The following is a 12250-nucleotide window of genomic DNA, read 5'->3' as shown; positions in this document are numbered from 1 at the left end:
TATGAAGGCCTGAACCAGTCTTCCGATTATTTGTCAAAAAACTTTGCAAGTCCTGCCAATCTTGGATCAACAGGCTTTTCTTTGTCTTCTTCCGAAATCACTTGCCAGTCTTGACCTTGCGTCGGTGCTCCACCAGAAACATCATCACTGAAAATTTGCATTGGAATCTCCAAAAGTATATTTTCCTTGATTACGGGCAGTAAGTCAAGTACTTCTCCTTCTAAACAATGAATTTCAGCTTCCGTTTCAAATTCTTCTTGTGAAGTTTGGAACACCTCAGTTGTTTTAATGTCAAATGGTAATGTCACATCTACTAAAGAGCGAGAACATGGTAAAACCATGCTTCCAGTTATATGTAGATGGAACGTAAACTTACCGGAGCCAAAATCAACTCTTCCTGTTACATGAACAGGATTAATTTCACGAATATCTTTCTCGACCTCTTTTAGCTCACTTACATCTACCATCTCATCCAATGTCAATCCTTTATTTCTCAATTTATTCAATTGATGGATGGACCATTTCATATCATATCACCTCAAGGCAACAAACAAAATTATAGCTAGCCATTTTATATTTGTCAATGTTTTTTCTTTACACTATAATGAAGTCATCATAGTAAATAATATATAGAGTATCACGTTTTTCAAAAAGATGCTACATCGAAAGGAGAGATTACCATAAAAGCCAGTGGTATTGTTGTTGAATATAACCCTTTTCATAACGGTCATGATTATCATGTGCAACAAACAAAAAAGTTAACACACTCTGATATTACAATCGCTGTTATGAGTGGGCCTTTTTTACAACGTGGTGAGCCAGCACTTGTATCCAAATGGTATCGTACCAAAATGGCCTTAGCATGCGGTGTAGACCTCGTTGTAGAGCTTCCATATGCCTTTTCAACGCAAAAGGCTGAAACCTTTGCAAATGGGGCTATTTCTATTTTAAACGCCCTACACGTTTCTGAAATTTGTTTCGGCAGTGAAGATGGACAAATCGAAAATTTTTACAACACCATCTCTGTGCAAAAAAATGAAGAAGAGACTTTTAATCGTCTTGTAAAGCAATTTATGAACGCAGGTAATAGTTACGCAAAAGCTACATCTGAAGCTTTCCTACACATTTTATCTTCTGAAAAAAATATAGATATGTCACAACCAAATAACATTTTAGGCTTCCAATACATAAAAGCAATACTGATGCAAAATAGTTCTATGCAAGCACAAACGATAAAAAGATTCGCGTCTCATTATCATGATGAAACATTTAACGACCAACATATTGCAAGCGCAACAAGTATCCGCAAACAACTTTTTAGCGAAAATAGTTCTTTTACAGAAATTGAGTCTTTTATCCCAAAAGCGACTGCTTCTCTTTTAGCGAGTTATAAACAAAACTACGGGACATTACATAATTGGGAACAATACTTTTCATTTTTCAAATACAAACTTATGACGATGTCTCCAGAAGACTTACGACATATATATGAAATTGAGGAAGGTTTAGAGCATCGTATTTTATCAAAAATACAAACCAGTTCCTCCTTCCATTTATTCATGGAAGCATTAAAAACGAAGCGTTATACGTGGACTAGATTACAAAGAGCTTGTACACATATTTTAACAAATACAACAAAAGAAGAAATATATTGCGCAAATATAGAGCAACATGCACCATACATTCGTCTATTAGGCATGTCACAAAAAGGACAAACTTACCTTTCAAAAAACAAGAAAAAAATAGAGCTTCCAATCCTTACCCATACAAAAACATTTGACCATCCTACTTTACACATAGAGCGAAAAGCCAATTCTGTATACTTCTCTATCATGAAAGAACCATTACGAACGCAACTACTAAAACGAGATGCTACACATCACCCAATTCGTTATGATGAAACAACTGCAAAATTCCTATAAAAAAACCTCTCTTTTTAAGAGAGATTTTTTTATTTATTCCCCATTTTTTCCAGATACATTAATGCATCATCTAACGTATCAACTGGCACAACTTTCATTTTCGTTTTAATATCTTTCGCAGCCTCAAGTGCATCTTTATAATTCGATTTCTCCGCACCTTTTTCATTTGGCGCAAAGAACACTTCAGCACCAGCATCACTTGCAGCGACCACTTTTTGCTGAATACCGCCAATCGGGCCAATTTCTCCCTTTTCATTAATCGTACCTGTTCCAGCTATTTCATGTCCTCTTGTTAAATCCTCGTCCACCAGTTGATTATATATTTCTAATGTAAACATGAGACCTGCCGATGGTCCACCTATTTCATGAGAGTCAATTTTCACTTTCGGATCTACCACTAATTCTCTTTCCGTAACGATAGAAACACCTATACCAACGCGTCCATTTCCATTCGGAATAGTCTTTACATTTAAATTTTCTTTTAACTGTTTCCCATCCCTCTTGTACTCAATATTTACTGTATCCCCTTCTTTTTTCCCTGTCATATATTCAATAAATTGTTCCGTCTTTTCAAATGTTTTTCCGTCGACGGCAATGATGATATCTCCAAGTTTTAGCTTTCCTTCTGATGGCATCCCTTTCGCTACACCAGCAACCAACACACCTTTATTTTCAAAAGAAACTGTACGATTTGCACGTTTATAAGCATTATAGATCGCTGCATTTTGCGAATCTTTCATCGCATAATTTTGACGAAATTGATATTCTTCATCACTTTCACCTTTTTGCAATATTTCTTCCGCTTTCGAAATATGTGTATATTTATTAAACTGTGCCGCTATTAAATTCACTACATTTGCCGGTCCCATCGAAACCGTAACAAGCATAAAATCACCGGATTCTTTTGTTCCCCCCTCCACTTGAACGTAAGGCTCTAATTTGGCAGCCATTCCTGGTTTGGTTATATAATACGGCAGACGTACATAAACAAGTAACATTGCCAATATAACCCCTATTAAAATTGCATATATAAACCGAAAACGCTTAAACATTATGTTTCTCCTTCCACTGCTCAATTAATAAATGAATATTTGCAACATGCTTTTCCGCTTCTACCTCTCCAACTCGAATAATGTCTTCAATGTTTGTAAAAGCACGAGAACTAAATTGTTCTACAGCTGGGCGCATCATTAAATCAGATGCAATTTGCCGATTCATCACAAGCTCATGTTGCATAATTTCAATACTCTGCATAATTACATCATAAATAGACGTAACCTCTCCATTTACTTTAATCGGGGATACATCAACAGCAATAACAATATCGGCACCTAACTCTTTCACAACCGATACTGGGATGCGATCAATTACTCCGCCATCTACCAATAATCGTCCATCTATTTTCTCTGGCACAAACACTCCAGGTACAGAAATACTAGCTCTCACCGCCTCTGCAACTGGACCACTTGTAAAAACTACTTTTTCCCCCTTCAAGATATCAGTAGCCACAACAGCCGTCGGGATATCTAACTCTTCTAAATTTTTATTATATGTAAACATTTTAATCATATCTTTGACACGTTTTCCAGCAATAAATCCCATTTTGGGAACCGTAAAATCTAAATAATATTTCCTCTTAAAAACATTTGCCAGTTTATACAGTCTTTCAACGTTTGAACTAGCTGCATAAAATGTACCTACCAAAGCCCCCATACTACTTCCTGCAATCAAATGAATCGGTATATCATTTTCCCTTAAAACCTTTATAACACCAATATGAGCAAAACCTTTTGCGCCCCCAGATCCAAGAGCTAATCCAATTTTCGGTTCTTTCATTTTTCTCACCCTTTAATTTTTTTCATTCCTTTTTCATACTTATGGTCTAAATTCACTACGTATCCACGTATACTGAAATGAACGTTTTTTGGGACAAAGGGGGATTTACTTACATGTATGAAAAATGGAAAACGGCTTTCCTTACCATATCAACACTTTTTTTAACCTTTTCTCTTGTACTCCACCCCCAAGCTGCTTTACAAGCTTCCATTCGAGGGTTAAATATATGGTGGGAAGTTGTATTCCCTTCACTTTTACCGTTTTTCATCATTGCCGAACTTCTCATTAGTATTGGTGTTGTAAAATTTATAGGCGTTATATTAGAACCACTTATGCGACCACTTTTCCGTGTTCCAGGGATAGGCGGATTTGTTTGGGCAATGGGAATGGCTTCAGGATTTCCCGCTGGCGCCAAATTAAGCGCTAGACTGCGCAAAAGCAATCAGCTAACACAAATTGAAGCAGAACGCCTCGTATCTTTTACAAACTCATCCAATCCACTTTTTATTTTCGGGGCTGTTTCTATCGGTTTTTTCAATAATCCGAAATTAGGAATCGTATTAGCTGCTGCACATTATGTAAGTAATTTTGCCGTCGGGTTACTGATGCGTTTTTACGGCAATAACAACAGTTCCACGCATGATAAACATGCTACTAAAAAACGCCCTTTTCAAAACCCTTTTTCAATTCTACACGAGACACGTATGCAAGAAAAAAGACCAATAGGAAAATTACTTGGGGACGCTATCGTTTCTTCTATCCAAACATTACTTATGATTGGTGGATTCATTATTTTATTCTCTGTTTTAAATAAAATGATTACTGTATTTCATATTACAGCAGCCCTCTCTTTTATTATGCAACATATTTTATCATTCTTCCAACTAACTACTGAATTTAGTATCCCAATATTATCTGGCATTTTTGAAATGACACTCGGAAGCCAAATGATTAGTCAAATAACTGAAACACCCCTCCTGCAGCAAGCTATGGTAACAAGCTTTATTTTAGCATTTAGTGGCCTTTCTATTCAGGCACAAGTCGCTAGCATATTAGCTGAAACAGACATTCGATTTAAGCCCTATTTTTTCGCAAGAATTATCCAAAGTATTCTTGCTCCTATTTTTACTTTTATATTTTGGAAACCGTTTTATGAAAAAGTAAGCTCTTTTTCACCTATGCAAAAAGATCTACCTGTCTTTTTATCGAATCATTCTTCTATACTGCATGACATTTGGACATCTTTTGTACACTACGGACCAATATTTACATTATTTTGTTTATATGTATATGTCATCTTATTATTTTTTCGGAGCAACAAAGAAAAACCCCGTTCACTTTAACGGGGTTTGAAACTTTTCTTTTAAAGCACGTTCTACAACAGGAGGGACAAGATCTACTACACTTCCTCCATATCTCGCAACTTCTTTCACAATGCTCGAGCTTAAAAATGAATATTGATTGTTTGTCATAATAAAAAAGGTTTCAATATTTTCATCTAATTTTCGATTCATAGAAGTAATTTGCATCTCATATTCAAAATCAGAAACCGCTCGTAACCCACGTAAAATCGCATTCGCATTGCGCATTTTCGCATACTCAACTAGTAGTCCACTATGTGAATCTACTTTTACATTAGGGATATCCTTTGTGGCTTCTCGAATTAAATCTAAGCGCTCTTCCACTGAAAAGAACGGTTTTTTTGACGAGTTGTTTAAAACTACTACGTATACCTCGTCAAATACTTTTGCTCCCCTTTTAATAATATCCAGATGCCCAAGGGTAATTGGATCAAAACTTCCCGAAGAAATAGCTATACTTGTCATTCCGTCCCCTCACCTTCATACTTATAAATCGATATTGCTGTAATGCCATATTTTTCAGCTCGCACTTTTACAAGTCTTCCTATAGACTCTGGTAAAACTACATCATTACCATGTTCCGCCATAATTAAACCAGCGTTATGCAGCAATCCATGTTGATCCATTACACTAATTAAAGATACAATTTTTTGATCTTTATATGGAGGATCAATTAGTATAAGATCGAATGACATTTCACGTTTTATAAGCGCTTTTATCGCACGTTCTGCATCATTTCGATATACTTCAGCTTGTTCCTGTATTCTACAACTTTCTAAATTTTGATGGATTGTCTTTATCGCTTTATTATCTCGATCAACAAAAATTGCTTTATCAATCCCTCTACTTATCGCTTCAATTCCAAGACCACCACTACCGCCAAATAAATCAAGAGCGATACCGCCATCAAAATAAGGACCTATCATATTAAAAATTGATTCTTTTACTTTATCTGTTGTTGGACGTGTTGTATTACCTGGTACCGCTTTAAGTGGGTGCCCTTTACATTTTCCTGAAACTACTCTCATCTGCTGTCACTACCTTTATTTCAATCTAACGAGCAATTATAGAAAACTCTTCTCCATTCAGTAACCGCTACCAAACCGTACTAGTCCGTTCATCTTTCAACGAACACTAGGAGAACTTAGCTTAAAATAATCACTCTGCATTTTTATGTATTCATCTCACTATTCGCTAACACGAACCCATTATGTATATTCGTTTCACTTTACCTTTTTTATCCTATCATAAAATAAAAAAAAGAAAAATAAAAAGCCCAACATAAAATTTAATTTCATCATGTATATCTTCATTTAGATTGGACATAAATAACTATAACAACATCACCTTCGATGTTGTTGCCAACCGCGGAGAAGACTTACGTTTCCCCATAAGTTCTTCCTCCGGTTTCTCCTCTCCCTTTGCCTTCTTACTAGTACATGCTAGTATAAGAAGGGCCCTGCTTTGCAGGGTTTTTTTTCTTTGTCTACTTTTCATTTAAAAATTGAGATGGTACAGTAAAAGAAAGAGGAGGAAAAAATATGATTCAACGCTTTATAGAACTCGGAGAGGGCTACTCTGATTTATATGAATTACTTGAAATTGCCAAAGCAAATCAAGAACGTATAACACATATGTTACAATTTGAAACGATTAAAAATGAAAAAAAAGTGTGCTCACTTGTTGTAATATTAAAACCAACTACTACTGGTGATTTCCAACCATTATACATATGTCGTGAAGGCATTCCTGTACTTGAAAATAAAAAAAGTAAACGCATCATTTTATTTGAAGAAACGGCAGAACAACTTGGAAAAAAAGTGACTACCTTTACGGTAAAACCATCTACAACTTTCCCAGAAAAAGAACTGTTTTTCAATCATTTAATTGGTATTTTACGAATGAATAATTTTATTCCCCCAATGAAATAATTTGTTATTTCAAATAAAAATCCCCTGCTAAAATTAGCAGGGGATTTTTATATTAGCTATAATCGTATTCTTTTGCCCGATCAGGACGCGAATTTTCAAATTCCGTTTTTAAATACGGGCGGTACGATTGTTCTATCTTTTTCACAAAAGGAAGTTTGTTCAACTTTTGCATCATATGCTCAATTTGTTCCATATCACAATATACTACTGCGTATTTTAAGCGTTTTGATATGTAATGTATGTTACCATATTTCCTTAAAATCTTGGCATGTTTCAATGAATGTAAATAAACAATCATACTTTGTCGTTGCCCGAACATAATCTTCTCCATCTTCTCCTTTTAAAAACATTTATTTTATATTTTATGAAAACCAATCAGAAATTTATGACATTACAGGACAAACTCTGTATACGTTTTCTTCTATCTTCCAAAAAACGGGGTGATTTACCCCGTTTTTTTACAACCACAACCTCCGCCAGTACCACAACCGCCACCACAGCCACCAGCATCAAAAAATGGATTTCCTGTTGGAACTTTGATGGAAGAGGACACCTCAGAACCGATTGCTACACTAACTTCATCTAGCAACTTTTGCAAAGCCGTTTCTACTCGTTTAAAAGCTGCAATCTTATCATGTAAGTCTACAGAACGCTTTAACTCCCTCATCTTCGTCGAAACGAAAGTATAGTCAGGATGATATTTACCGAAACGTTGTACTTCCTCATATCGTTCTTTCATCGCTGTAAATTGCTGAATTAACGTCTGAACTTCCATATCTTCTTGCAATTCTTTATAACATTTACGGTAATCTTCTGCTATATCTGAACAGATGATCGCTTTTGCAAGCTGCTCTGCCTTATCTAATATTAATACGCTTTCTAGCGTCGCTACAATCATGAGAGACACCTCCGAGTATTCATCATACCACATTTAGAATAGAACTACTAATTGAAGTGTCTCACTAAATAGAAAGATATCCTTCTAACTATTTTGCACATTATGTCAACACACACTTATACATGAATATGTTCCGCAATGTTATATTTAAGAACATCCCACTTCCCACTATTCTCTTTCACATAACTAATACATGCGTTTTTTAACGGTGTTTTAAATGTAATATCTTCTGGCGCAATTGCATGTAAAATTGCTTTTATCGCATGCGAATGGGCTACAATGATAATACGTTTACCTGAATGAGTTTCTGCAACATCTTTTACCGCAGCAAAACAACGAGCTACAATTTCTTCATCTTGCTCCATACCTTCTACTTTACCTTCTGCAATTAATTCCCTAACAGTCGCAACCGGCTTCCCAGAAGCTTCACCGAAATTACGTTCAACAAATCGCTCATCTAATAAAATGGATTGTAATCCAGTGGCTTCTGCAATTTCCTTAGCTGTTTCTTGTGCTCTAATTAATGGGCTACTTATAATTACATCCCATGCCTCCGCTTGCAAAGCAGCTGCACTTTGACTCGCTTGCTTCTTCCCTACTTCATTAAGCGGAATATCTTCACGTCCCTGAATAATCTCTTGAAAATTCCAATCAGTTTGTCCATGTCGTACTAAACAAATTTCCGTCATGCTCATGCTGCAACTCCTTTTTAAATAATCCGCTTCTATTGTATCAAAAGTTGTGCATGACGGACATAGTTTTCCCTTCCAATTATGTTGTATTTTGCTGCTTCATATACTGAAACATATCAATCATAATGGAAGCAACTGCTAATTGATTTTGAAATTTCTCAACTTTATCTGGTATCGTTTTTTTGAAATGTTGCATAGCCGCTAACTCAAATGCCTCTTTTTCTTCAGGGTTTCGCGTTAGTTTTCTATACCAGTACGGTTGCTCCCTAATGTAGCGAGATAAATCCTCATCAGCCTTTATAAACTCCATAATTTCTGCTCTCATCCGCTTTCCCCCTAATCCTTCTGAAAGAAAAATGGATTATTTTCGGAAGTACTCTCCTCTTGCTGCGTGCGTTTTCCTTGAAATTGTTGAAAAACTTGTTGCACACTACCAATAGCACTCGTCACATTAGCTAAATGATGTTGCATTTGTTCCACATCTAGCTTTTTAAAGAAAGAAAGCATTTGTCCCATCACATCTGCAGTTTTTTCCTCTTCGGTTCGATTATCTTTTTCTTTTTTATTTTCTTTTACCGAAGAATAAGCAGGCGCTCCATCAGGTCTAAAAGTTGCCCATATCGGATCTTCTTCGCCAAGTAAGTACCATTCCTCATAAAACTGTTGCCAAGTTTTATGACCACTTCGAACTTCATGAACCATTTTAGGGTGATGGTTTACAAACTCTTTAAACTGTTGAACCGATGGATGTAACGGTCCTTTTGTTGTTGGCATAATCCTCACCTCTTCATATATATCTACCTACTATATAGTAAGAAAAAAAAGGCGCATGGTTCGCCTATTTTCAGACGATTCATGCACCTTTTTTTCTTACTATTTGCATAGGGTAAGATTCCCCTCGACAATTTACAGTTTCATTTTATTTTCGAATAAAATTTTGTGTATAAAACTTATCGTATACTCCAACACCCAATCCTGTAAATTGTTCATTCAATAAATTCTTTCGATGTCCCTCACTATTTAACCAACCTTGCAATGCCGCAACTCCATCACTATGTTGCGCCGCTATGTTCTCACCCGCAAGTTGAAATCCTACTTTCCCACGCTGCAAACGATCTCCTAACGTACCTAATGTAGGTGAGTCGTGTGAAAAGTAATTATTATCCTTCATATCTTTACTATGACCGATTGCTACATCTGCTGTTTGTTGATCCCAAGCTAATAACGGTAAATTATGACGACTTCGAATAATATTTGTTAAGTCAAAAATTTGTTGCATATTCCCATTCTCTATTTGTTTCATTTTATCTGGAGTTAATGGTTGTTCTGCTAATAATTCACCCGAATAAACGAGCTGATACGGTCTTTGGCGTAATAACGTTTCGTCATCCATATAACGAACACCGACAAGCTCATGCGTAAAATGATCAAAATATAATTGTGCCCAGCCATCTTCTACTGGTACTAATGGTTGTTCCATCACTTCGGTATCAGATAACTCAAATTGATAACTATTCTTCCCTCTTTTTAATGAAATCTCATGCGAGAGTGGATTCTTTTTATACACATCTTCATACTTTTCATTTATATAATAAGGTGGCACCTTAACTTGCTCACCAGCAACATACGCCGTTACAACTTTACGTTCAGCAACCCCAAATTGAACATACTGAGCTAAATCTTGATTGTATACCCACCATTCATATCCATAAGCAGATGGTTCTATTCGAGAAGGTTCGCCCCATTTTGCTAATAAATTTTCAGAGTCCCCACCAATCATATTTAAAACAGTATCGGAAGAATCTTCATTTACTTGTTTTTTCTTTTTTACAATTTTATTTTCTTGCTTTGATTGAGATGGGGTTAATATATATTGTGAAACGAGCAATTTCCCATATAAATCAACAGCTAAAATTAAAATTGTGATCATTACGATACGCAATAATTTCTTCAATCGATATACCTCCTGCACAAAACATAAAATTGAGATATACACAAATCCTTTTCTTTCCTTTTTTGTGTGTACCGTACTCTTTTCACTATATCATATTTTCGCAAAAAAAGTCTGGATTATCCCTTTTCTCTCAATATGAATTGCACTTTCTTATTATTCATACTATTATAAAAATAATGGCGTAACATGAAAAGAGGAGGTATTATATGCAATTTACAAACACGAAATTTAATGGGGTAATTGTTGATTTAACACTATTAACAGAGATTATGGAAAAGAACCATTTTGTACTCGCTGGACAGTGGGATTATGAACGAGTTACATACGATTATAAATTCGAAATATTAAACGATGTTTATTATTTACGTGTACAAGGTTTAGCTGTTGAAGGTGACATTGGTAGTAGACACGCTGAAATAAAGCTACTTCCTCCCTTATTAGGTAAACACTATTATCCTCATGGTGTTGAATATGGGGATGGTGAAATTTTTCCAACGAATGTACTTCAAAAAAGCGAACAACTCCTACAAAATATCGAAAAAGAGTTAAAAGAATTCCAAATCATTGAGTAAATAGAACAAGCGCATCAATATGATGCGCTTGTTCTATTTATCTTATTTAAGAATGAATCGTCTTTTTGACTGGATACCCATAAATAGTTCCATCCTTTACTTTAATCTCATCTTCCCAAGGAACCTTATATTTACCTTCAGCTAAATCTTTTACAAACGTATACGGGTTTTCTTTCACCCCACCAGGAGTTGCTACATATCCCCTTGAACCTAAATTATATATATTATTTTCCAGACCCCATCCTAATCTAGCTTGATCTGCTAGCTCTGGATATACTTCAGCAGTAACAATCTCCCAAGGATTTCGGTGTCCCTGCACTAAAGTAGTCCCATCAAAATTACATACTTGTCCTTCACCAAAATAATAAAATACACCATCATAACCCGCTAAGTTCACCGACAATGTATACATTAAATTTTGCCATGCATTCGAACGATTAGTTAACATCCATTGTTCACTAACTTGTGTGCTATATCCAGAAATACGAATCAAGACATTTGCACCTTTATAAGCTGCTTCACGAGCTACTTCAGGAAACATACCATCATGACAAATACAAACAGCTAATTTACTTCCTCCCGGTCCATCACAAACAGGTAAACCTAAATCTCCAGCCTTCCAAGGTTCAACTGGCACCCAAGGATTTAGCTTACGATACTTCAAAATCATTTCACCTTGTGGATCAATAATTATTGCTGTATTATACGGTTCTCCACCATCAGGATTTCTTTCCATTATAGAAAAAACACCATATACTTCAGACTCTTTACATGCCTCAGCAAACAAGTCTGTTTCTGGCCCAGGGACTGTACATAAAAACTCTTCTGTAGTCCATTTTTTTGTATTAAGCCCTTGCGTACTATATTCTGGAAATACTATCAATTCCAATCCAGGATACCCTGCTTTAGTTGAATGAATTGTTTTTATGATCTGTTTAATTTGTTTATCAATGTCTGCACGTGACTCTACTACCGGTACTGGATATTGTATTAATGCTGTTAAAAACCCACTAATTGGCTTTACCATACTTCCACTACTACCCATTTAAATTCCCCCTTAAAATAGTCCTTGTTTTATTAAAGA

The 12250-nt window shown here is 35.7% G+C and carries 16 protein-coding genes; 4 read left to right on the top strand and 12 right to left on the bottom strand.

Annotated features, from left to right (window positions below; genetic code table 11):
• Nucleotides 1-26 precede the first annotated feature (26 nt).
• Complete coding sequence (locus AC0L0O_RS04955) at nt 27-527, bottom strand: YceD family protein (protein ID WP_000872145.1); 501 nt, start codon at nt 525-527, stop codon at nt 27-29.
• 153 nt (nt 528-680) lie between these two features.
• On the opposite strand from AC0L0O_RS04955, the gene AC0L0O_RS04950 reads away from it, so the two are divergent.
• The gene (locus AC0L0O_RS04950; protein WP_165570300.1) at nt 681-1922 is read left to right on the top strand and encodes a nucleotidyltransferase; all 1242 of its coding nucleotides are present in this window, start codon (nt 681-683) and stop codon (nt 1920-1922) included.
• A 29-nt stretch (nt 1923-1951) separates the two neighbouring features.
• Here AC0L0O_RS04950 and AC0L0O_RS04945 read toward each other — a convergent pair whose 3' ends face one another.
• Both AC0L0O_RS04945 and AC0L0O_RS04940 read right to left on the bottom strand, forming a co-directional pair.
• On the bottom strand, nt 1952-2974 hold the full coding sequence (locus tag AC0L0O_RS04945; protein WP_000476283.1) for a SepM family pheromone-processing serine protease: 1023 nt from the start codon (nt 2972-2974) through the stop codon (nt 1952-1954).
• Nucleotides 2967-3758: a patatin-like phospholipase family protein gene (locus tag AC0L0O_RS04940; RefSeq protein ID WP_000662594.1), complete on the bottom strand. Its 792-nt coding sequence runs from the start codon at nt 3756-3758 to the stop codon at nt 2967-2969. Before AC0L0O_RS04940 ends, AC0L0O_RS04945 begins: the two co-directional genes overlap by 8 nt.
• A gap of 113 nt (nt 3759-3871) precedes the next feature.
• On the opposite strand from AC0L0O_RS04940, the gene ylbJ reads away from it, so the two are divergent.
• Nucleotides 3872-5101, top strand: coding sequence for a sporulation integral membrane protein YlbJ (gene ylbJ / locus AC0L0O_RS04935; RefSeq protein ID WP_000273102.1), 1230 nt, complete (start codon nt 3872-3874; stop codon nt 5099-5101).
• Here ylbJ and coaD read toward each other — a convergent pair.
• Nucleotides 5093-5584, bottom strand: a complete 492-nt coding sequence (gene coaD, locus AC0L0O_RS04930; RefSeq protein WP_000200598.1) for a pantetheine-phosphate adenylyltransferase — start codon at nt 5582-5584, stop codon at nt 5093-5095. The two genes, ylbJ and coaD, sit on opposite strands and share 9 nt — an antisense overlap.
• The gene (rsmD, locus tag AC0L0O_RS04925; protein WP_001266973.1) at nt 5581-6147 is read right to left on the bottom strand and encodes a 16S rRNA (guanine(966)-N(2))-methyltransferase RsmD; all 567 of its coding nucleotides are present in this window, start codon (nt 6145-6147) and stop codon (nt 5581-5583) included. Before rsmD ends, coaD begins: the two co-directional genes overlap by 4 nt.
• A gap of 513 nt (nt 6148-6660) precedes the next feature.
• Between rsmD and AC0L0O_RS04920 the strand changes: the two genes are divergently transcribed.
• Nucleotides 6661-7050 carry a DUF7147 family protein gene (locus tag AC0L0O_RS04920; protein ID WP_000616010.1) on the top strand — a complete coding sequence of 130 codons (390 nt, stop codon included), beginning with the start codon at nt 6661-6663 and terminating at the stop codon, nt 7048-7050.
• A 52-nt stretch (nt 7051-7102) separates the two neighbouring features.
• Here the strand turns inward: AC0L0O_RS04920 and AC0L0O_RS04915 are convergent, their stop codons facing one another.
• From AC0L0O_RS04915 to AC0L0O_RS04890, 6 genes are all read right to left on the bottom strand, one after another.
• Entirely contained in the window at nt 7103-7369 is a 267-nt protein-coding gene (locus AC0L0O_RS04915) for a YlbG family protein (protein WP_002080814.1), read from the bottom strand.
• A 126-nt stretch (nt 7370-7495) separates the two neighbouring features.
• Nucleotides 7496-7948 (bottom strand): YlbF/YmcA family competence regulator, encoded by a 453-nt coding sequence (locus tag AC0L0O_RS04910; protein ID WP_000634359.1) that lies wholly within the window; start codon nt 7946-7948, stop codon nt 7496-7498.
• A 116-nt stretch (nt 7949-8064) separates the two neighbouring features.
• Entirely contained in the window at nt 8065-8637 is a 573-nt protein-coding gene (locus tag AC0L0O_RS04905) for a histidine phosphatase family protein (protein ID WP_002036937.1), read from the bottom strand.
• An 82-nt stretch (nt 8638-8719) separates the two neighbouring features.
• A complete protein-coding gene (locus AC0L0O_RS04900; protein ID WP_001200991.1) occupies nt 8720-8965 on the bottom strand; it encodes a YlbE-like family protein in 246 nt (81 codons plus the stop codon).
• Nucleotides 8966-8976: 11 nt separating this feature from the next.
• Entirely contained in the window at nt 8977-9414 is a 438-nt protein-coding gene (gene ylbD / locus AC0L0O_RS04895) for a YlbD family protein (RefSeq protein ID WP_001143340.1), read from the bottom strand.
• A 145-nt stretch (nt 9415-9559) separates the two neighbouring features.
• The gene (locus AC0L0O_RS04890) at nt 9560-10594 is read right to left on the bottom strand and encodes a CAP domain-containing protein (RefSeq protein ID WP_000735392.1); all 1035 of its coding nucleotides are present in this window, start codon (nt 10592-10594) and stop codon (nt 9560-9562) included.
• Nucleotides 10595-10800: 206 nt separating this feature from the next.
• On the opposite strand from AC0L0O_RS04890, the gene AC0L0O_RS04885 reads away from it, so the two are divergent.
• Entirely contained in the window at nt 10801-11166 is a 366-nt protein-coding gene (locus AC0L0O_RS04885) for a YugN family protein (RefSeq protein ID WP_001160950.1), read from the top strand.
• 46 nt (nt 11167-11212) lie between these two features.
• On the opposite strand, the gene AC0L0O_RS04880 is transcribed toward AC0L0O_RS04885, so the two are convergent.
• The gene (locus tag AC0L0O_RS04880; RefSeq protein WP_000535791.1) at nt 11213-12211 is read right to left on the bottom strand and encodes a formamidase; all 999 of its coding nucleotides are present in this window, start codon (nt 12209-12211) and stop codon (nt 11213-11215) included.
• Nucleotides 12212-12250: the final 39 nt, after the last annotated feature.

This window comes from Bacillus sp. GS3m_15504, assembly GCF_055825275.1.
This window is presented reverse-complemented; position numbering and strand designations above follow the sequence as displayed.

Bases quoted from the DNA above. Each gene is read 5' to 3' on its own strand.
- AC0L0O_RS04955 (WP_000872145.1), bottom strand. From the start codon at position 527: ATGAAATGGTCCATCCATCAATTGAATAAATTGAGAAATAAAGGATTG.
- AC0L0O_RS04945 (WP_000476283.1), bottom strand. From the start codon at position 2,974: ATGTTTAAGCGTTTTCGGTTTATATATGCAATTTTAATAGGGGTTATA.
- AC0L0O_RS04940 (WP_000662594.1), bottom strand. From the start codon at position 3,758: ATGAAAGAACCGAAAATTGGATTAGCTCTTGGATCTGGGGGCGCAAAA.
- ylbJ (WP_000273102.1), top strand. From the start codon at position 3,872: ATGTATGAAAAATGGAAAACGGCTTTCCTTACCATATCAACACTTTTT.
- coaD (WP_000200598.1), bottom strand. From the start codon at position 5,584: ATGACAAGTATAGCTATTTCTTCGGGAAGTTTTGATCCAATTACCCTT.
- rsmD (WP_001266973.1), bottom strand. From the start codon at position 6,147: ATGAGAGTAGTTTCAGGAAAATGTAAAGGGCACCCACTTAAAGCGGTA.
- AC0L0O_RS04920 (WP_000616010.1), top strand. From the start codon at position 6,661: ATGATTCAACGCTTTATAGAACTCGGAGAGGGCTACTCTGATTTATAT.
- AC0L0O_RS04915 (WP_002080814.1), bottom strand. From the start codon at position 7,369: ATGTTCGGGCAACGACAAAGTATGATTGTTTATTTACATTCATTGAAA.
- AC0L0O_RS04910 (WP_000634359.1), bottom strand. From the start codon at position 7,948: ATGATTGTAGCGACGCTAGAAAGCGTATTAATATTAGATAAGGCAGAG.
- AC0L0O_RS04905 (WP_002036937.1), bottom strand. From the start codon at position 8,637: ATGACGGAAATTTGTTTAGTACGACATGGACAAACTGATTGGAATTTT.
- AC0L0O_RS04900 (WP_001200991.1), bottom strand. From the start codon at position 8,965: ATGAGAGCAGAAATTATGGAGTTTATAAAGGCTGATGAGGATTTATCT.
- ylbD (WP_001143340.1), bottom strand. From the start codon at position 9,414: ATGCCAACAACAAAAGGACCGTTACATCCATCGGTTCAACAGTTTAAA.
- AC0L0O_RS04885 (WP_001160950.1), top strand. From the start codon at position 10,801: ATGCAATTTACAAACACGAAATTTAATGGGGTAATTGTTGATTTAACA.
- AC0L0O_RS04880 (WP_000535791.1), bottom strand. From the start codon at position 12,211: ATGGGTAGTAGTGGAAGTATGGTAAAGCCAATTAGTGGGTTTTTAACA.